Origin of the sequence: Collinsella sp. LCP19S3_B6, assembly GCF_052121815.1 — a bacterium.
GTDB lineage: Bacteria > Actinomycetota > Coriobacteriia > Coriobacteriales > Coriobacteriaceae > Collinsella.
The window spans coordinates 1-20504 of record NZ_JBQKDN010000015.1 but is presented as its reverse complement, the minus strand read 5'-3'; the positions used below and the strand labels follow the sequence as shown (position 1 = coordinate 20504).

The following is a 20504-nucleotide window of genomic DNA, read 5'->3' as shown; positions in this document are numbered from 1 at the left end:
AAACACGATTAACGGGGTCGTAGCGTGCTTCCCTTAGGGACAACACGCCAGCATACGAACAGCTCAGTCGGGCAGTTCGCTACTCCTCCCAGTAAGCGTCTGCAAGCAGCTTAAAGCAGATCTTCTTGACCGGCTGTGCGCCATCGCCCGGGAACTCGAGCGTGGGTATGTGAGGCTCGCCGGCAACGAACAGCGCAAACTTGTCGTCGGCAAGATCGCCGGCGATCGAGGCGTCGGAATCGACCAGGTCGTAGTCGTCCTTCTCGTCAAACTCCTGGACCAGCGTCAGGCTGCCCGTAGCAACCTTAAAGGCCTCGCGACCCTCGACGTCGATCTGCAGGTCGTGATAGCGCTGATGAGTCTCATAGTGAGCCTCGGCCTCGGGACGCGTCGTGGGAGCCATGACGTTCGCAAAGACCTTGTCGCCCAAAATCGGATGGCTGCCGACCTCGAGCTCCGCCGGGTCGTTCTCCTCGAGCCAGTCGATCAGCACGTCGAGGCCCTTAAGCATTCCGCGATACTCCTCGATATCGCCCAATGCACCGTAAATCATCTAAATCCCCTCTCGAATCGTTTCTTTGGCGGCTACTCGGCAAACGCGTTACCGACGCTGTTGCCACCCACATACGTCTCGACCAGGGTAAGGTCGGGATTGAACACGACAAAATCGGCATCGCGGCCAGGCATAATGCTGCCACATTTATCCTCGACGTGAGCAGAGCGCGCGGGCACCTCGGTCGCCATGCGAATTGCGATATCGGCGCTCGCGAGACCCCAGTCGACAATGTTCTTGACACCCTGTGCGAGCGTGAGCACCGAGCCGGCGATAGCAGAGCCATCGGCAAGCCAGCAAAGGTTGTCCTTCATAATGACATCCATGCCACCGCTGGTGTACTTGCCCTCGGGCATGCCGCCGCAACCCAGGCAGTCGGTGATCAGCACTGTGTGCTGCCAGCCCTTGGCCTGCAGCAGCGCCTTAATAGCAGCAGGGTTCACGTGTTTGCCGTCGCAAATGATCTCGGCATAGGTGTTGGGCGTGGTCATAGCGGCCCCGACGACACCGGGCTCACGGTGATGCAGACCGCGCTGGCCGTTGTAGGTATGCGTAAAGCAGCTGGCGCCAGCATTGATGGCGGCAGCACACTCATCATAGGTGGCATCAGAGTGGCCGATGCAGGTCACGACGCCCTTTGCGCTCAGAGCCGCGGCGTAAGCGGCGGCGCCGTCACGCTCGGCCGCCATAGCGCTCTTGACGATTCGACCGCCGGCGGCCTCCTGCCACTCGTCAAAAACTTTCTCGGACGGACCGATCAGATAAGCAGGGTTCTGGGCGCCCACATGCTTCATGGTAAAGAACGGACCCTCCAGGTAGATGCCCTGAATACGAGCACCGCAGAACTCAGGTCCGCGCTCCTCGTCCGCCTGTGCAATGGCAGCGCAGGCGTCCTTGATCTGCTCCACGCCGTCGGTAAAGGTCGTAGGCAGCCAGCTGGTGGTGCCACGACGAGCGAGCTCGGTCGAGCTGATGTTGATACCCTCGGCATCATTATCAGTCGTGGCATGGTTATAGAAGCCATGAATGTGGGTGTCCACCATGCCCGGCGCAATCCATGTACCCGAATAATCTTTGATCTCACAAGCGGGCTCATCGGCCTGCCAAGTGCCAAAGACGCCATCTTCGACCATGAGGTAGCCGCCCAGCTGCGGCCCCGCCGGCAAAAAGAACTTGTCGGCCTTGATAGCATACGTGCTCATCTATGCTCCCGTACCCGCAGTGCGTTTTAGGGCGGATCAAAAACCACTGCATTGTTAATTCGAGCGATTGTTCGTTGCCTTCTACCGCTTGGCGCATTTTGCACCCGCCGCAAAACATACCAAGCCGTTTATACCCAATAACTCTAGACTGCGCGGTTGTGGTAGACCTTGTATTTAAACTGGTCGGCGCGCGCAACCGAACGCGTATACTCGATAACCTCGTTGTCCATGTTGTATGTGGTACGAATCAAATCCAGGACCGGTGCGCCTTCGGCAATCTCGAGCAGACGGGCGTCGGAATGGCGGGCGATACTCGCGTAGAATTCTTCCTCTGCCACGCGAACTTTCTCGTGAAAGTCCTGCTCGATCATGTCGTACAGCGATTTGTTCTCGATCATGGGGCGCTTAAGCGCAAAGAACTTGCGACTCGGCAGATATGTACACTCAATCATCAGCGGCACACAATCGGCAATACGCAGGCGCTTGATCTTGTACAGACGCTCGCCAAGACGCGCGTTCATCTCTACGGCAATATTCTTGTCAGCCTCGACCTCGGTAAACTCAAGAATCATCGTCTTGGGCACACGGCCGATCGCCTTCATCTGCTCGGTAAAGCTATAGATTTGCGAGAGGTTTGCCGTTTGCAGAGAGCGGTCGCACACCATGGTTCCACGGCCGCGCTGACGAACCACCAGGCCCAGGCGCTCAAGCTCCTGCAGGGCAAGGCGAACCGTCGTACGCGAGAGCCCGTAGCGTTCCGACAGTTCACGCTCGGACGGCAAATAGTCGCCGGGTCGAAGTTCGTGATCGATTTTATCGGTCAGCAAATCGACGAGCTGATCGTACAGAGGCTGTTTGCGCGCTCCCATTGCCATGATGATACCTGCCGGATAAATGACTCGAAATTGGTTGCAACCAGACACCACGTACTATAGCAGTTTTAACGGAATAACAGCAGGTCAACCAGCACATTGCAATATTGTTTGCCGGTTATTTGCCCGTGTACTGTAATACCAATCGCACCGCCTCATCAAGTATCGAGGTAGCAAAAAGGGCCGCCCCCGCGGAGCGGGACGACCCTTTGCAAGACACGTACGTCTCTAAGGCTTAGAGAAGCTTCTTGAGCTCCTCGGCAACAGCCTGGACCTGCGTACCGATGATGACCTGGGTAGCACCCTTGTCCATCTTCATAACGCCCAGAGCGCCAGCCTTCTTGCAGGCAGCCTCGTCGACCAGAGCGGAATCGCCGAGCTCGAAGCGAAGGCGAGTAGCGCAGCAGTCAACGGTCTTAACGTTCTCCTTGCCACCGACGGCAGCGAGAACAGCGGCGGCCAGAGCGGCGAACTTGTCGTCGCCAGCAGCGGCGGAAGCGGAGGTTTCCTCGACATCCTCATCCTCGCGACCAGGGGTCATGAGGTTGAACTTGGTGATGGCGAAGCGGAACACGAGGTAGAAGACCAGGAAGGCAGCGATGCCCATCGGGATGATCATCCAGGTGTTGGCAGCAGCCGGGAGGCTAGCGGAGAACAGGAGGTCGGTAGCGCCAGCAGAGAAGCAGAAGCCAGCACGGAAACCAACATAGTAGGTGATGATGGTGAAGATGCCGTACAGGGCAGCGTACACAACGTAGAGCGGGAAGCACAGGAACATGAAGCCGAACTCGAAGGGCTCGGTGACGCCACAGACGAAGGCGCAGATGGCGGCGGAGACAACCAGGCCGATAGCAGCCTTCTTGTTCTTAGCGGTCTGAACCATAGCCAGGGCAGCGCCCGGGATACCGAACATCATGCAGGGGAAGAAGCCAGACATGTACATGCCGAGGCTCCACTTGACGTCGGCAGAGGTCTCGCCAGCCCAGAAGTGGGTCAGGTCGCCAAGGCCGATGGTGTCGAACCAGAACACGTTGTTCAGAGCATGGTGGAGACCAGTCGGGATGAGCAGGCGGTTGAGGAAGGCGTAGATGCCAGCGCCGATGCCACCCATAGCAGCGATACCCTCGCCCAGAGCGACGAGCGCACCGAAGATGAGGGGCCAAGCGAAGAGCAGGACGACGGAAACGACGATGCAGATGACAGCAGTCATGATGGCGACGCAACGCTTGCCGGAGAAGAAGGCCAGCCAGTCGGGAAGACGGGTGTCCTTGAACTTGTTGTAGCAGGTGCCACCGATGATGGCGGACAGGATACCAATGAAGGAGTTACCAGCGATCTTGGAGAACGCGATGCCCTCGGTAGTGGCGAGCCAAGCGGTCTGGGCGTCGGCATCCATACCACGGATAGTGCCAACAACGGCAGGGTTCAGGAGCTGCTGAATCATCAGGAAGGCGACGAGGCCAGCGAGGCCAGCGGTGCCATCGTGATCGTCGGCAAGGCCGACAGCGGCGCCGACTGCGAACAGCCAGGCCATGTTATCGATAAGAGCGCCGCCTGCCTTGATGAGCAGGAAACCGGCGGTATAGGCAAAACCGGTAGTGTCACCGGCAGCACCCATGACTGCGGGAGCGAGCAGGTAGCCCACGCCCATAAGAATACCTGCGACGGGAAGCGCCGCGACGGGAAGCATCAGCGCTTTGCCGAGCTTCTGGAGGTACTTCATCATATGGTATCTCCTCCAACCTTTCTTTCGTTGTTCACCAACGAGTTCCATGTCCGCGCCTTGTGCATACCGGCTTCTCCGCTTGCCGACATTGGCGCGCAAACTTAGACAACCCAGTCCCTATTTGGGGTTGCTGGTATGTACGGTAGCACACACTCAATTCAAACGTCCACCACATTTCGTTCAAATTACTATTTCGTTGCCAAACGGTTATTTTTGGCCCGTAAACGGTAATTTACGCAGGTAGAAGTGCTGCGTTTCTTTCATTACCAAACTAATTCTTAGCAATTTTCATTCGATTTCGAATCAAAATTGGTTACTACCAGATGAACAGTGGTACCACATTGTTACTACCAGTTTGGCCGAAATCGTTTTCACTTTACATGAATAAAGTCTCCAAGAATTTGTATATTAAACCCCTCCTACTCTCTCTTCCCCGCCCTTTCCTCCAACGCAAAAAGCCCCCTAGAACGATTTCCGTTCTAGGGGGCTTCATCAGATATTTCGGCTTCGTACTCGAAGGCTCAGGCAATCTTTACGCAAACAGGCCGTAGATGCTGATATTGGCCTTGGCGTAGAGGCCGTTGGCGTACTCGGTCCACTTGGAGCTGGCGCTCGAAGCCTGCGAAGAGTACTGCTGGTAGGCGGTGTAATAGGCGGTCATGGCCTGCTTATAGGTAGCGCTATCGGCCGTAAAGGCATCGTCGGCAAAGGCCTTAGCGTAGGTGCTGTCCTTGTCCTTCCAGGTGCCCTTCTTGCTATCCCACTCGTCACCGGCAAGGTTGATGATGTAGTCGGCGTAGTCCTTGCTCGCGGTGTCCTCGTTGCCGTCAGAAGGCTCGGTCGGAGCGATCGGCATGCTTGCGGAGCTATCGCCCACCTTCTTCTTGTAGAGCTTCTGCAGCGTTGCGGACTGGCGGACGATCTGCTTGGCCTGGTCCTTGGACACGCCATACTGCGTGGCCATGGTCTTGTAGTCCGAAGTGCCGATAGAATCCTCGGCGTACTTCTTCATCTCCTTAGAAGAGACGGTGATGCCCTCATCCTCGGCGGCGTCGAGCAGAATCTGGTTGCGCACGTAGGACAGGATGACATCGGCAGAGGGAGCGGTGTAGTTGCCATCGCTATCCTTGACGGTATCAAGGCTGTACTGGCTCTCGATGGCCTCGCGCGCGGTGATGTCGCTCTTCTTGCCGTTGTAGCTGTAGCTTGCCACGGTCGAATCGAGCTGGTCCTCGGTGAGGGTCGCCGAGCCGACGCCCTTGCCGCCAAAACCACCGTTGCCGATAAAGAAGCCGACCACAGCAGCGATCACGATGGCGACCACAAAGGCGGCAATCATCGTCTTCTTGTGCTTGGATGCGCTGTCGTCCACGTCGGAGTCATCGTCCTCGTCCTGCTCCTCAGGCATGAGGTTCTCGTCGGCGGCATCCGCGGCAATCTGAGCCTCCAGGCGGGCGTCCTCCTCCTCGGCGGTCGTGCCGGCAGCAATGTGCTCGGCAGACGTACCTGCGACCAGATCGATCTTCTCGTCCTCGTCACCGTCGGGGCCTTCGCCGCGCTCGATGATCTGGATGCCGTCGATCTCGTCCTTTTCGTCCTTCTTTTGAATCAGACCCATATCAGTTACTCCTTGTTAAGAAACATAGTCCTCAATAGAATACGCCCGACAGAGCGCCGGGCGTATTCATTCTCAGGTTATCCGCAAACGTATAAGTACCGCTTAGGCGTTTGAAGCCGTATCCCCTTAGGCAAGATGCGCGATAACGGCATCGGCAAAGGCCTGCGTGCCCACGGCGCCCTCAATGGAGCCGGTCTGGGCACGACGCACGTCACCGGTAACCTGCTCGCCCTCGTCGAGCGTGGCAGATACGGCGGCGCGAATGCGATTGGCAGCTTCATTCTCGCCCAGATGATCGAGCATCATGGCGGCAGACAGAATCTCGGCCGTGGGGTTAGCGATATCCTGGCCAGCGATATCGGGCGCGGAGCCGTGCGTTGCCTCAAAGATGGCACAGTCGGCTCCGATATTGGAGCCGGGGGCCATGCCAAGGCCACCTACAAGACCGGCGCACAAGTCGCTGACGATATCGCCATACAAATTGGGCAGGACCAGAACATCGAAGTCGTTGGGGTTCTGAACCAGACCCATGCAGGTGGCGTCGACGATCTTGTCGTTGAACTCGATATCGGGATAGTTGGCAGCCACCTCGCGAGCCACGCGCAGGAAGAGGCCGTCAGTCGCCTTCATGATGTTGGCCTTATGCACGGCCGTCACCTTTTTGCGGCCGCAGCGGCGAGCATACTCAAAGGCGTACTCCACAATACGGCGGCTCTTGGCGATGGAGATGGGCTTGATCGAGATGGCGGAATCCGCGGCGAAGGTTTTCTGACCCGAGCGCTCGACAAGCTGTGAAAGCTCCTCGACCTCGGCAGCGCCTTCGTCGAACTCAATACCAGCGTAGAGGTCCTCGGTGTTCTCGCGCACGATAACCAGGTCGACATCGCGGAAGCGCGAGCCATCGCCCGGTTGCGACAGGCAGGGGCGCACGCAGGCGTACAGGTCGAAGTACTTACGCAGGGCAACGTTGACGCTGCGGAACCCCGTACCGACCGGCGTGGTGATGGGGCCCTTGATGGCAACTTTGGTCTGGGCGACGGCATCGAGTACATGCTGGGGCAGCGGCGTGCCAAACTCGTCCATGACGCCGGCACCGGCCTCCTGGACGTTCCAATTGATCTGGACACCGGCGGCCTCGACCACGCGGCGCATGGCCTGCGTAATCTCGGGACCGATACCGTCACCGGGAATCAGGACTACATCGTGCGCCATAATCTGTTACTCCTCGTCTTCGGCGTCGTCAGATTTTTTAACGCTAGCACGCTTCTTCTTTTTGGAGAGATCCAGGCCAAAACGTTTAACAAGCATTTCGCAAATCTCGCTCGAACGGGCCTTGAGATAGCTGCCCTTGCCGTTCTCGGCATCGAACTTAAGGCGCAGCGCAAGCTTCTCGGCGATCTCGGCATCGATCTCGCCTTTGCCAAACTCGTACAGGCAGCCGAGCATATCGCGATACTCGAGGTCACCGTGGTAGCACTGGATGGCCTCGTCCAGGATGGGCCAAGCCTCGCGCGAACGCTCGACGCTCGTGGCACCCCACACGCACAGCAGGCGGAAGGCGGCATAGCGCAGCGTGGAGGAAATCTCGTCAAACAGTGCGGTCTCGGCGCCCTCAAAGGCATCGCCCAGCTGGTCGGGGCAGGTGGTGGCGAGCGCCGCCAGGGCATCGAGGGCCTCCCAGCGAGTCTGAGCCTCGGGGCGGTCGAGCGCCTCGATCAGCGCGGGCACGCAGGGCACGACGCGCTGCGGATCGCGCTCGGCAAGCAGGTGCAGCACGCGGGCGGCAAACTGGCGGATACGGCGCGTGGGGCAGCCGAGCTCCTGGACCAAGCGGTCGACGGTGTTCTCGTTCTCCTCTGCCAGCTGAAGCTGTGCCAGCTCCTCGTCGGTGAGCTGTTCGTCTTTGTTTTCTGCCATAGTTACCTCTTCTTACTATTTCTTAGTGTGCCTGCCAGCACCCTTGCTGTCATCGGTGACCGAGACGAGCTGTCGGTCAGCCGCGCCATTGCGACGCGCGCGGCGGCGCTCCTCGGCGTCGCCTGCGTCGGCGGCGGCGCGATGAGCCTGGTTGACGTTAAAGACCTCATCGTGCTTGCGCCACGGACCAACGGACTCGCCAAAGCTCATCTTAAGGCCGGCGATAAAGCCGCCAAGCCAGCCGATCGGCGCAAACTGCACCAGCGGGAACAGCGAGAACACCCAGGTCAGCAGGACGACTGCCGCCGCTCCTGCAAAGTTGGCAATCCAGTAGTCGCGCTTGGTGACGACGCGCTTTTCGCACGCCCACTGGCCGCACAAAAAGCCAATGTAGATCGCAAAGAGAAAGAGCACTAGTGCAAGCACCACGAACGTCCAGCTCATGGGCGCTACTCCTCGTGATGGTGGCCGCAGCAGCACTCGTGGCCGTCGTCATGGCCGTGACCGCCGCAGCACTCGTGGTCCTCGCCATGGTGGTGGCCACAACCGCACTCGTGGTCGTCGCCATGCTCGCCGCAACCACAGCCTTCCTCGTGAGCACCATGCTCCTCGGGACGATACTGCGACCAGTCCAGACCGGCGGCAATGGCGTCGGCCTCCTCCTTATAGAGAACATTGATGGCCTGGGTACCCAGCTTGGCACCACCGATGGCGTCGAGCATGTCATAGAGCGTAAAGGCCACGTCGGCGCCGGGCAGCGCAAGCTCGCGGTCGTCGGCATAGGCGAGCGCCAAGCGCAGGTCCTTGATGAAGTGCTCCACCATAAAACCGGGCTTGTAGTCGCCGTCGAGCGCCTTGGGCGCCAGGCTCTCCATGGCACCGGACTTGCCGGTGCCGCCCAGGATCATCTGACGGGTCTTCTCCATATCAAGGCCGCTCAGCTCGGCAAACGCCAGCGCATCGGCCATGCCGACCATGCAGGCGCCCAGCGACACCTGGTTGGCGAGCTTGGCAGCCTGGCCCTTGCCGGCGCCGTCGAAGCAGCAGATGGTTGCCGCAAAGGTGGAAAGGATATCGCGGACCGGGGCAATGTCGTTCTCGGTAGCGCCCACGATAGCCGTAAGCGTGCCGGCGATAGCACCCGACTCGCCGCCGGTGACGGGGCAGTCAAACGCCATGCGGCCGGAAACCTGGGCGGCCTCGGCAATGTCGCGCGCCAGCTCGGGCGAGCTCGTGGTGAGGTCGATCAGGACCGCACCGGGCTTAGTGCACGCGAGCAGACCGTCGCCCGCCAGGTAGAGCTCCTCGACCTCGGAGGGATAGCCCACCATGGTAAAGACGACGTCGGCGTTCGCCGCGGCATCTGCCGGCGTATCGGCCCAGACGGCACCGCGCTCAACAAGCGCTGCAGCCTTGGACTTGGTGCGGTTGTTGACCGTGACGGGATAGCCAGCGTCCAGAATGTGGACGGCGATAGGGGCACCCATGATTCCGGTGCCGATAAATGCGACAGAGAGCTTGTTTGCCATGAAACCTTTCCTTTTGGGTTGGGTGTTATTACCAGGTTGAATACTCGTTGCCAGCGTTTGGGCTGTGAGTCGAGGGCGATTACGGACGCAGCGCTTGTCTACTGGCCGCGCACGCGGCGGGCGATGCGGTCGGAAAGCGACGCCTTGTCGGTGCGGTTCTTGCCCCAAAACGCGCAGGCCACCATGCCGGGGCCCACGTGCGAGCCGATGGTGGGGCCCACGGAGCTGCGAATGATCGTGACGTCGGCGCAGCCCTCCTCCTTGCGGATGGCGGCTTCGAGCCAGTCACCGTCCTTTTCGGCATCGGCCGTCATGATGGCGATGGGCATGGTGCGATCGGGCACGTAGTTCTCGCGGAACGACTTGAGGATGGACTTGAGCGCCTTCTTGCGGCCGCGGTTGACGCCGATCAGCGACAGCGAGCCGGCAAGGTCGTAGGAGAGCTCGGGCTTGACGTCGAGCTTTGCCGTGAGCTGCGCCGCCGCGGGCGGAATGCGGCCGCCGGCAGCCAGCGCATCGAAGCTCTCGAGCGTAAAGTAGCCGTGCACGTAGGTCTTGGCCTCGTTTGCCCAATCGACCAGCTGCTTGGCAGTCAGTCCCGCCGAACGCTGGCGCACGGCCTCAAGCGCCAGGAGCTCGCCGGTCGCGCAGGGCAGAGCGTTGTCGACCACGTAGAGCTCAAAGTTGGGATACTCGGCGCGCACGGCATCTGCCGCCTGGCACGCGGAGTTGTAGCTCGACGACAGCGCCGAGGTAAAGCACAGGTAAACCGTGGGCGTGCCCTCTTTGGCGCACTCGGTAAAGAACTCGATATAGCGACCGAGCGACACAGCCGAGGTGGACACGCGGGCACCGGCGCGCATGCGGTCGTAGAACTCCTTAGGGCTCATGCTCGACCAGATGTCGTCCGTGCGCTCCTCGCCATCGATAATGAAAGGGAAGCCCAAGATATCGACATCGAGGTTCGCGGCGACCTCGGGGTTAAAGTCGCAGCAGGTATCGACGACGATACGGCAACGGTCCGAATGACCGGCGGATGCGGCCTTGTCCATCAAAGCGACTCCTTACGTAAAAAAGGCGGCCACCCGCATGGGATGGCCGCCAACCGTTAACTCATGCAAGTTAACGTATTTTACTCGTCAAGTGTTTCGATGCGGGGCTTGATGATGCCATATCCACCATTCTTACGGTGATACACCACATTGATGAGGCCAGTCGTCGCGTTCTCGAACACGTAGAAGTCGTGGCCGAGCAGATCGGTCTGCACCAGCGCCTGCTCCTCAGTCATCGGGGTGACATCGATGACCTTCTCGCGGACGAGCAGGTCGTCGTCCTCCTCGGGCAGCAGCAGGTCGGCCAGATCCTCGACGCGCTCGACCGGTGCGACATCCGCGGCGCTGGCACCGCCCTGGCGGTTGTCCACAACCTTGGTCTTGAACTTGCGCAGCTGGCGGGTGACCTTATCGGCGGAGAGATCGATGGCGGCATACATATCTGCGCCGTGCTCGGCGACGCGAATCACAGAGCCGCGGGCACGAACCGTGACCTCGACGATTGCCGGGTTGGGGTTCGAGGGGTTCTTCTCATAACGAAGCACGACGTCGACTGTCATGGGCTCGATATCGAAAACCTTGAGCGCCTCGCCGACCTTCTCGTCCACATGCGCACGCAGAGCATCGGTTACCGTCGTCTTGCGTCCAGAAACCTTGATATCCATACGTGGCTCCAATCTGCCTCGGGGACTTACTGTACTGGCTATGTACCCATTGCCGTGCATTTAATCACCCGAATTCCCAAAGGCCCGAATAACGACTGCTTGATACCGCATACCGAAGTCTCGCACTTTTCCGCGTCAAAGTGCGCTATATGAGGGCGTCGACGGAGTTGGTTTTTCTCCTGGAAATTGCCCTTGAGCTGCTGGTTTTATCAAAATTGAAAAGCCGGGCTCCCCTATGGGGGAGACCCGGCCATGCGTGTTGAAACCGTGAAGAAGCGCCTTGTTCAATGTATGGCAGGCGCCACCCCTACCAATAACTAGCTATTGAGCTTGTTGATGTCATCGTCGGTGATGGCGCCCTCCTGGCTAGACGAGGGGCTGTCGCCGTTGTTATCGGAGGTGTCGCCATCGGAGGACTCGGTCTCGTTGGACGTAGATTCGGATGCCTGCACATTGGCCCCCGAAACAGTCTTGGCGGTAAGGTCATAGGGCATTTGGCCGTACCAGACGCAGTGGACCGCCTCGAGCGTGCCGTCGACCGTGATGTCGTCGAGGGCATCGCTCACGGCACGGCACAGCTCATCGTTAGAGCTAAGGCCTGCGACACCAAGCGTGGAGGGCGTCTCGAGCGTGCCGACACAGGAGATCTGGCTCATCAGGCGCGCGAGGTAACCACCGGCCGTGGAATCACAGATCACGTAATCGACCTCGCCCGACTCGAGTGCCTCGAAGCACTCGTTGATGTTGGAGAAGGTCTTTTGGTTGGCCGTGATGCCCTGCTTGGCGAGCGCTTCCTGCGAGGCCGAGAAGGTCTGAACGCCCAGGGTAGCGGTGTTAAGGGTTTCGGTGGAAACGCTCAACGACTCGCCGTCAGTGCTCTTGCCGAATACGGCGGGGGCGTCGTACAGACAGGTGCCAAGCGAGCTGATATCGCCGTCCGTAGAGCTGACGTCGCCAATGAAGATATCGGCCTTTTTATCGCTGAGCGCGGAATCGGCCGAGGACGCATCGACAAAGGCGACCTTGAGACCCATGCGGCATGCGAGGGCACGAGCGGCATCGACCGCATAGCCCGTGAGGTTTCCGTCGGCATCCTGCATGGCTTGCGGGGCATCGGAAGTATCGAGGGCGACCGTCAGGGTTCCCGGCGTGACCAGGGCATCGTCCGATACCGTGGGGGTAACGGTCTCGTGCTCGATCTGGTCGATCGTGGGCGTCGTGAACGTGGACAGTGGATTGAACGCGCATCCACTCAGGCCCAAAACGGCAATGACCGCCGCGGTCCCAGCACCCAACCGAGCTGCATGCATCAAGCTGCCCCTCACCATGTCCGCTACCCTGCCTTCTGTGTCGTATACGATCCGTGCCCTGCACGGAATATCGGGTTGTTCCCACCAGCTGACCTGGTATTTGACCCCACACTTGCGCACCGGGGCGTTTGCTCGGGAGGCCGCAGCCACCTTCACGACTGGCCCGCTCGCCCGCGAGGCGGTATTGCCCCAAAGAAAGTAGAACGGACGGTGCGGCTTACATCTAGGACGCGCCATGATCGCGCCGCGCGCACGCGGTCGCTTACGTGGATCCCTTTGACCGCGTCTGTCTTGGACTTGGATGGGCGCATTGCCCGTCCGCAACCACAGCCTGGCGGGAACGTAGCGCATTATAACTAAGTTCAAGCTAAAGTTTAAGGTTAGGGCGTCATTCGCACCGCGAGTACAGATTTCTCAGGTCGAGGCGGGCAGCACACGGCGCTCTTTATCGGGATGGAAGTCCCTCCAACTGATGTGACCCAAATGCCGGCGCTCGGCGCGCATCATGCGTAGCGCCGAGGCGCCGGTCAGGATTACAGAGGCTGCCAGTTGCTCGCCTGTCGGCTCGACGCGCCGCGCAATCTTCACTGCCACAAAACCACCCCTACCAAACGCGTGCGATAGCGAGGCCATCGACGGCTTTGGCGCCGGCGCGCTTAAGCTCCGCCGAGGCTGCTGCCATTGTTGCGCCCGTGGTAATGACATCGTCGATGAGCAGCAGACGACAGCCACGTACATCCTCGACCGTCTCGTACATGTCCCGGGCATGTTCCCGGCGCTCGGCGCGACCGAGTTCGCGCTGGTCGCCATGACCGTATTTGACCAAGGCGTCCACCAATGGCACGCCCGAAAGATCGCAAAACGAGCGCGCGATTGCTTCCATGTGATCAAAACCACGCCGCCGAAACGCCGCCGCAGTCGCGGGCACAAATACCACCGCGTCGGCACCGGACAGCACGCCGCCATAACGGTCGGGGGCTGCTACCTGGGCATGCAGGGCGGTGTCGTAGAGCAGCTCTGCCAGATACGGTGCCAGACGGCGCTCGCCCGCATCCTTGTATGCCTTGATGATGCGCGGCAACGGATGTGCATAGACAGCGCACACCAGGCAGCGATCGAGGGCCTTAGCCACCGTCGAAGACGCACCCTCGACCGAGCACTCGGTACACAGCAGGTCTCCAAACGGAGCGCCGCACCTCGTGCAGCTGTGGCGCGGATCGACAAGCGTGAGCGACGCCAGGCACTCCCGACAAATAAGCGCACCGGCACGCTCGCAACCGGCGCATCGCGTGGGCGAAAGAACCTCGAGTGCCTCATGCGCCGCGCGCTCGGCAAACGGTAGCAATTCATCCGCAAACGGCAAGATGTCGGCACTCCGTAAGCGGCTCAAACCATTCAGATAGTTATTTATGACAAAACCCTCCCTACGCTTGGGCGAAGGGAGGGTTGTCGATTCAGTGCCATGATACCCCGTTGCACTTGGGGTCAGACAAGTCGAATCCGCTTGCGGGCGCTATTCGCCGGCAGGCGGTTGCGGTGCGGACGAGGTGTGGGTCGAGCCTTCGCCACCATCCTGGCGCGGCTTGCGGGAACGGCGACGGCGGCGGCGCTTCTGACTCTGGTCGGCCGAACCCTCGCCACTGCGATCCTCACGCGGTTCGCGCTCGTCGCGAGCACCGCCGCGCGAAGCCTTGGCGGCAGCTCCTCCGCCATCGCCGGGGCGACGGCGCGTGACCTTGACTTCACCATCCGAAACCTGATCGGCCACAGAAGGAACCGAGGGTTTCTGCTGCGTGCCCGAGGAATGGCGACGGCGCGGACGCGGCGCGCGCTCCTCCTCGCCACGTGGCCTGCCAGCCTTGTCGGCAGGCGCGTCGGAGGCCGAGGCGCCCTTGGGAGCGGCACCGGCCTCGCGAGCGGCTGCGGCGCGGAAGGCGTCCTCGCGCTCCTCGCTCGACAGGTGGCGGCGACGACGGCGCGTGGGGTTCATGCCGCCGCCGCGGTTTTGCTGCTGGGGCTGCTGAGCCTCGCGCTCGCGAGAGGCGTTCTTGCCCGCGGTCTCGCCGTTGTCGACGGACGCCGCGCGCTTGCGGCGACGACGGCCGCCGGCCGCCTCCTCGGCCTCGGAAGCCTCGGCCTTGCCGCGGCCCTTTCCGCGGCCACGACCCTCGCCCTGGCCCTGACCGACACAAGCATCGGATTCGGCATCGCGACGACGGCGCTTGGGCATCGACGTGCCGGCCAGACGGTCGGCACTCGACAGGCCATCGCCCACGTCGACGCCGTTCTCGCGATCGAGCTCCATGAGCGCCAGGCGCATCTCGGGCGACTCGATGCGCTCGAGCACATCGCGCATCACGCAGTCGGGGCGGCAGCTGCAGCCCTGCTCGGCGGCCTTCTTTTTGCAGCCCTCCGAGCACGTCATATCGGCCAGGTTGACCTTAAAGACTTTACCGTTCTCCAAGCGCAGCACCAGCTGCTCACGCGGCGTGTCATATTCCTGGATACGCGCCTTGCCGAGCGGCGTATCGATGAGCGTCTTCTTTTTGGGCGCACGGCTCTTAAAGTCCTTGTACGCCTCGAACTCATAGCGCAGGCAGCACATCAGGCGGCCGCACACGCCGCTGATCTTAGACGAATTGAGCGGCAGGTCCTGCTCTTTTGCCATGCGAATCGAGACGGGCTCAAACTGTCCGCCAAAGCGCGTGCAGCAGAGCTCCTGTCCGCATTGGGCATAGCCGCCCACCAAGCGGGTCTCGTCACGCACGCCAATCTGGCGCATGTCAACGCGAATGTGCAGCGTCGAGGACAGATCCTTGACGAGCTGACGAAAATCGACGCGCTCCTCGGCCGCAAAGTAGAACACGGCTTTCTCGCCGCCAAACAGGTATTCGACACCCACCGGCTTCATCTCGAGGTCGAGATCTTTGACCAGACGGCGGAAATCGACCATGGCCTCATCGCCCTGGATGGCCAGGTCGTCGGCAAGCTGCAGGTCGATATCGCTCGCCACACGCAGCACGGGCTTGAGCGGCTGACCGATCTCGTCTTGCGGCACCTCGAAGGGATCGGCCGTGACCAGGCCGATCTCGGTTCCGCGCTCGGTGGAGCAAATGGCATAATCGGCCTCGAGGATATCCAGATCCTGCGGGTCAAACCACAGGTCGCGCGAGGCGTAGGTAAACTTAACGGGTACGACTAACGGCATTTCAGTGCCTTCCTGATATCGAACAGCATGACCTCGATGGCCAGCTGGGGAGTAACGTTTCTGGCAATGTTGCGCTCGGCGGTCGCGACCGCCTCGAGCGCCCGGGTGGCACCCGCAACATTCGTCGCGGCGGCAAGCCGCCCGATCGTGTCGCGCACGTCCTCGTTCACAATGTCTGCCGCCTCATCCTGAAGCGTCAGCAGCACGTCGCGCATGAGCGTCCGCGCGCTCGCCAGCGCTTCCATGATACCCGAACGCTCGCGCGCATTGAGTTCGCGCTTGTTGCGGTCCTCAAGCTGCTTCAATGCTCCACGCGACAGATAATCGGCGTTTTGCTCGAGCACCTTTTCCTGCGTGGACTTGACCTCGGCGAGCGGAGCCTTAACGGCGACGATGAGCGACTTGGCGCGGCTGAGTACATCGGCCTCGTCGGCGGCGATGAGCGAATCGATGGCGCGGATCATCTGGCGGCGAGCATCCTGGCGCTCGGCGCTCTTAAGGAACTCGATGCCGCGCGTGGGGCTCCCCGCCACGGCGACCGCCATGCGACAGCGTGCGAGATCCTGGCCCGTCGCGCGGCTCACGGCCTTCGTGGCCACGGCGGGCGACACCAGCCGAAACGGCACGCACTGGCAGCGGCTCACGATGGTGGGCAACATCACGTCTGCCGAGGTGCCCAGCAAGATAAACATAACGCCCTCGGGCGGCTCCTCGAGCGTCTTGAGCAGTGCGTTGGCGGTGTTGGCGCGCAGCTGCTCGGCACGGTCGATGATGTAGACCTTGGCCTTGGCACGGATGGGCGCCAGCGGCACGTCGTCGAGCAGCTCGCGGGTCTGGGCGATGAGGTAGCCCGTGGCGCTCTCGGGCGTGTAATAGTGCACGTCGGGGTGCGTATGGCGGGCGACACGCACACAGCTATCGCATGAGCCGCAGCCGTCCTGTTCGCACAGGAAGGCTTGGGCGAGCGCCCAGGCGGCATCGAGCTTGCCGGCACCGGGAGCGCCCAAAAACAGGTAGGCGTGCGATGCGCGGCCGCTGGCGACGGCGTTGGTCAAAAAATCGCGTACGCGCTCTTGGGTGTCGAGCTTGGCCAGCAGGCTTGCCTGAGCGGGGGCCATGTTACTCGGCCTCCTGGGCAAGCGTGGCGGTGACGGCGTCCTGGGAAATGTCGAGACCGTACGCGCGAACCTGCTCGACCGTCTGCGCGAAGACGTCCTCGATGGAAGCGGTGGCGTCGATGAGCTTCACGCGATCTGGCTCCTCGGCGGCAATGGCACTAAATCCCTGGTAAACGCGCTCCTGGAACGCCATGCCCTTGGCCTCCATGCGGTCGACCGCACCACGGGCGGACATGCGCAGCGCCGCCTGCTCGGGCGTGATGTGATAGACGAGCGTGAGCGCCGGGTGCGTCCCCGCGACAGCAAGGTTGTTGGCGTCGCGTACCATCTGGCGATCGAGGCCGTCGGCAAACGCCTGGTAGCAGGTCGTGGAATCGTAGAAGCGGTCGCACAGGACCACCTTACCGGCCGCAAGGGCGGGAGCTATGACCTCGTGCACCAGCTGGGCGCGTGCGGCCTCGTAGAGCAGCAGCTCGCAGGTATCCCCCATCGCCGTATTGGCGGGGTCGAGCAGCAGGGAACGGATCTTTTCACTAATGGCGGTACCACCCGGCTCACGCAGGGTCACGACCTGGTAGCCAGCGAGCTCGAGCGCACGGGCCAGCAGGCGCGCCTGCGTGGACTTACCGGCACCATCGACGCCCTCGAGCGTGATAAAGCTATGTTGAGCGGGCTCAAAAGCCATGGGCGCAGTCCCTTCCTACAAGGCGCGTAAATGCAAGTTATAGCAACCAAGCCATGATACCCCAGCGTCCGGCGCACCCCAAATCGGACCTAGTCATTGGGGACGTTCTTTAATGACTAGTCGTTTAAGAACGTCCCCAATGACTACTTAGGTGACAGTTAGAGACGTTCCTAAAGTGCCGGCAGAAAAGGAACGTCCCTAACTGCCGACCCTCTAAGTTGCGGTGAAATAGGGACTGAATACGCCTTCTAGCGGCAAATACAATCCCTATTTCACCGCAACTTAGGAGTGGGCGCGGGCGTTGATGGCGAAGGAAATGTCGCGCTCGAGGGCTAGGGCCTGCTCGCGTTCGAGGTCTTGGGTGAGGATTGCCAGCACGTAAGGGCGCTCGGCGTAGACGATTGCGGCATCGTGCTGAGCATTCGCCAGGCTGCCCGTTTTATGCGCGGCCAAAACGCCGCCGGGAACGCCCTCGACAATACCGCGCGCGTCTTCCTGCGCCAGCAGATACCCGCGCGCTCGCTCGCACAGCTCGGGCGTCGCGATTGTCCCCGCCGCCAGCCGCTGCAACACGGCCGCAGCATCACGAGCGCTCGCGTAGTTCTCGCGACCTTGTGCCTGGGCCTCGGCGTCCATCATCAAACGAGCGAGCACGGTCTGGGTCAGCCCCAATGCGGCACACGTTTCGTTGACCGTATCCATGCCAAGCCTGCCGATAACAAGGTTCGCTGCCACGTTATCGCTCTGGGCGATCATGGCGTGCAGCAGCTCGTCAATACTGTACGATACACCCGCGCCGCGCGACTGAATGTTGCCGCTGCCACCCACGATATCCTGTTGCGTTACCGTTATCTGCTCGTCGAGGGACAGCTCGCCCGCCGTCACGGTCTCGAGCGCACAAGCGAGAATGGGAAGCTTGATGATGCTTGCCGCCACACGTCGCGCGTCCGGCGCCACGGCGACTTCGCCATCGAGCGACGCGAACGTTTGAGGATCAAGCGCCACAGCATAGACCGAGGTAGACCCACCATATGGCTCGACAAGGGCTTCGACATCTTGCTGGAGGCCGGCAATCCAAGAAGCCCGGGAGACAGCCTCCATCTTTTGAGCGGACGGATGATTCGCCTTTTGTTTGGCAGGGACAGCGGAACTCCCAGCCTCGTTGCGGCGCGCGGCACAACCGCCGAGACTCATCACCGAGGCAAGCGCTCCGGTCAACATCCCGGCACAAAACACTCGACGCGAGCAATCGCGCGCAGCGAGGGGCGCATCCCCCGGCGGGAACCGGAACGCCTCCACGTTGTCGCCGCCATCCCGGCCTTGCTCGCCGCAGTACACAGACTCACTCCCCACCATCGCATTCTACCGAGCCGTCGATAAACGGCCGCGCCGGACACCCAGCACGCCGCACTCATTGTGACGCATGCGACAGGGCTTGCGCGGCACGGCTATCCTCACACAACCAGTTGGGTCGGCGCGGCCCAACCGCACCTGAACCACCTTATAATCTAGCCAACACATCGAATGGAAGGAACCATCATGCCCCGGTTTTGCACCCATTGCGGCAAGCTTCTGAAAGACGACGAGCGTTTTTGCACCAGCTGCGGAACGCCGGCAACCGATGATGGCCAGGTCTCTCAGTCGCAAGAGGATGCGCAGGCGGCCGAACATGCCGCCGCGTCCGATGCCGCCTTCGACACCGCCGCGACCACGGTTCAGTCTACGCAGCAGCCCACGGAAACTCAGCCCCAGCAGGAGGACGTGACCGTGCAGTCCGCCCATCAGCCCGCGCCCGCTCCCCAGCCGGAAGCCGGCACGACGCAGCAATGGGCGGCGGCCAACGCCGCGGCTCAGCAACCCATTCCAACCGCTGCTCCGCAGGCCGGTGCTCCCGTCGCGCCCAAAAACAACAACGCTCTGTTTATCGGCATCATCGCCGTACTGGTCGTCGTGATTATCGCGCTGGTCGCATTCTTTATGATCGGACTGTTCAACAATAACGCCGACGATTCCAAGGGCACAACCATCGAGAAGGTCAAGATCGACCACGACGACGATGACGTCTCCGTCAAGGGCGACCCCAACAAGCTTGACGATGATGACGATGACGCCCACGATGCCGCCACCATCAGCGAGCAAAACGTCTACGACCAGCTGAGCTCCTACTACAGCAGGCTCTCTGATCTTGACCAGCAGGTCCGCGACTGCGCCACCACATTCAACACGTATTACCTTAAGGATGACCGCAGCTCGCGTCAGTCGGCCAGCGACACCGCCGAGGCACTCGAGGATCAGATAGACGACCTCAAGGACGAGGTCGAGGACCTGGACGTTCTCATCGACTCGCAGAACTACAGCTCGTGGAAAGACATCATCACGCTCTACGACGACCTGGAGAATCGCATTGACGTCATTTGCGATGCCTGGGAGATCAGCCTTGAGTACTCCAGCCCCGCCAACCACAAGGACGAGATCGTGGCGCCGCTGGCGCGCGACAACGTAGCGGGCACCAACGACAACAAATACCGTCTGGACTTTGAGGACCGCTACCCCGGCGCCGCACCCGTCGAAGTGAACTAGTCGCATGCGACGTCCTTAAACGACTAGTCATTAAAGAACGTCCCCAATGACTACCCAATCTGCCGGATTTGCCCAACTAAAAGTTTACGCCCACGCGCGAACAGGATTTGATTTTTGGAATATGGACAAATTCCTCGTCAGGAGGGTAAAATGGTGCCGACGGCAGCCCAAGTTGTAGAGAGCTGGGCAGAGCCGTTGCTTAATGAAGTTGGGTCATCGTCTTAGCGACGGTGGCCTTTCTTTTTGGGCTTCGAGCCCTGCTAATATGAGAAAGCCACTGTCAATAGGCGTGTTTGTTCGAGCCCGGTTTTAAACCGGGCTTTTTCGTTTCCCGTCGGGAGGGCCCGCGCACGTTGCACGTTTAGTCGACGCTTGCCTGGCAAGCTAATATCCGCGGGCTCTTGCGGGCGCGCTGCCGGCGGTCAGCCCGGTATGTCCGCGCACCCCACCGCATTTCGATTCTCCGTCC

Annotated in this window: 19 protein-coding genes; 1 reads left to right on the top strand and 18 read right to left on the bottom strand. The window is 60.9% G+C overall.

Annotated elements, in window-relative coordinates; translation table 11 throughout:
- Positions 1-79 precede the first annotated feature (79 nt).
- From ACTQWD_RS06545 to ACTQWD_RS06460, 18 genes are all read right to left on the bottom strand, one after another.
- Positions 80-553: a YhcH/YjgK/YiaL family protein gene (locus ACTQWD_RS06545; protein WP_441559569.1), complete on the bottom strand. Its 474-nt coding sequence runs from the start codon at positions 551-553 to the stop codon at positions 80-82.
- Between the two features lie 32 nt (positions 554-585).
- Positions 586-1755: an N-acetylglucosamine-6-phosphate deacetylase gene (nagA, locus tag ACTQWD_RS06540; protein ID WP_441559568.1), complete on the bottom strand. Its 1170-nt coding sequence runs from the start codon at positions 1753-1755 to the stop codon at positions 586-588.
- Between the two features lie 143 nt (positions 1756-1898).
- Positions 1899-2630 (bottom strand): GntR family transcriptional regulator, encoded by a 732-nt coding sequence (locus tag ACTQWD_RS06535; RefSeq protein ID WP_441559567.1) that lies wholly within the window; start codon positions 2628-2630, stop codon positions 1899-1901.
- Between the two features lie 232 nt (positions 2631-2862).
- Positions 2863-4353 carry a PTS transporter subunit EIIC gene (locus ACTQWD_RS06530; RefSeq protein WP_427728598.1) on the bottom strand — a complete coding sequence of 497 codons (1491 nt, stop codon included), beginning with the start codon at positions 4351-4353 and terminating at the stop codon, positions 2863-2865.
- A gap of 532 nt (positions 4354-4885) precedes the next feature.
- Entirely contained in the window at positions 4886-5971 is a 1086-nt protein-coding gene (locus tag ACTQWD_RS06525; protein ID WP_441547671.1) for a hypothetical protein, read from the bottom strand.
- A gap of 126 nt (positions 5972-6097) precedes the next feature.
- Positions 6098-7183 carry an isocitrate/isopropylmalate dehydrogenase family protein gene (locus ACTQWD_RS06520; protein WP_441559566.1) on the bottom strand — a complete coding sequence of 362 codons (1086 nt, stop codon included), beginning with the start codon at positions 7181-7183 and terminating at the stop codon, positions 6098-6100.
- A gap of 6 nt (positions 7184-7189) precedes the next feature.
- A complete protein-coding gene (locus ACTQWD_RS06515) occupies positions 7190-7888 on the bottom strand; it encodes a hypothetical protein (protein ID WP_427718960.1) in 699 nt (232 codons plus the stop codon).
- A gap of 15 nt (positions 7889-7903) precedes the next feature.
- Positions 7904-8332, bottom strand: coding sequence for a hypothetical protein (locus ACTQWD_RS06510; protein WP_441559565.1), 429 nt, complete (start codon positions 8330-8332; stop codon positions 7904-7906).
- Positions 8333-8337: 5 nt separating this feature from the next.
- Complete coding sequence (locus tag ACTQWD_RS06505; protein ID WP_441559564.1) at positions 8338-9417, bottom strand: NAD(P)-binding domain-containing protein; 1080 nt, start codon at positions 9415-9417, stop codon at positions 8338-8340.
- Between the two features lie 98 nt (positions 9418-9515).
- Positions 9516-10469, bottom strand: a complete 954-nt coding sequence (locus ACTQWD_RS06500; protein WP_427718953.1) for a DegV family protein — start codon at positions 10467-10469, stop codon at positions 9516-9518.
- Positions 10470-10549: 80 nt separating this feature from the next.
- Positions 10550-11134 (bottom strand): ribosome hibernation-promoting factor, HPF/YfiA family, encoded by a 585-nt coding sequence (hpf, locus tag ACTQWD_RS06495; RefSeq protein ID WP_441559563.1) that lies wholly within the window; start codon positions 11132-11134, stop codon positions 10550-10552.
- A gap of 317 nt (positions 11135-11451) precedes the next feature.
- A complete protein-coding gene (locus tag ACTQWD_RS06490) occupies positions 11452-12444 on the bottom strand; it encodes a substrate-binding periplasmic protein (RefSeq protein ID WP_441559580.1) in 993 nt (330 codons plus the stop codon).
- Positions 12445-12858: 414 nt separating this feature from the next.
- On the bottom strand, positions 12859-13038 hold the full coding sequence (locus ACTQWD_RS06485; protein WP_441559562.1) for a hypothetical protein: 180 nt from the start codon (positions 13036-13038) through the stop codon (positions 12859-12861).
- A 10-nt stretch (positions 13039-13048) separates the two neighbouring features.
- Positions 13049-13807, bottom strand: coding sequence for a ComF family protein (locus tag ACTQWD_RS06480; protein ID WP_441559561.1), 759 nt, complete (start codon positions 13805-13807; stop codon positions 13049-13051).
- Positions 13808-13957: 150 nt separating this feature from the next.
- A complete protein-coding gene (locus ACTQWD_RS06475; protein WP_441559560.1) occupies positions 13958-15652 on the bottom strand; it encodes a PSP1 domain-containing protein in 1695 nt (564 codons plus the stop codon).
- Positions 15643-16770 carry an ATP-binding protein gene (locus ACTQWD_RS06470; RefSeq protein WP_427794013.1) on the bottom strand — a complete coding sequence of 376 codons (1128 nt, stop codon included), beginning with the start codon at positions 16768-16770 and terminating at the stop codon, positions 15643-15645. The genes ACTQWD_RS06475 and ACTQWD_RS06470 overlap by 10 nt, the downstream gene beginning before the upstream one ends.
- Position 16771: 1 nt before the next feature.
- Positions 16772-17455: a dTMP kinase gene (gene tmk, locus ACTQWD_RS06465; RefSeq protein WP_441559559.1), complete on the bottom strand. Its 684-nt coding sequence runs from the start codon at positions 17453-17455 to the stop codon at positions 16772-16774.
- Between the two features lie 282 nt (positions 17456-17737).
- A complete protein-coding gene (locus tag ACTQWD_RS06460; RefSeq protein ID WP_441559558.1) occupies positions 17738-18649 on the bottom strand; it encodes a serine hydrolase in 912 nt (303 codons plus the stop codon).
- Positions 18650-18994: 345 nt separating this feature from the next.
- Between ACTQWD_RS06460 and ACTQWD_RS06455 the strand changes: the two genes are divergently transcribed.
- Entirely contained in the window at positions 18995-20035 is a 1041-nt protein-coding gene (locus ACTQWD_RS06455) for a zinc ribbon domain-containing protein (RefSeq protein WP_441559557.1), read from the top strand.
- Positions 20036-20504 lie beyond the last annotated feature (469 nt).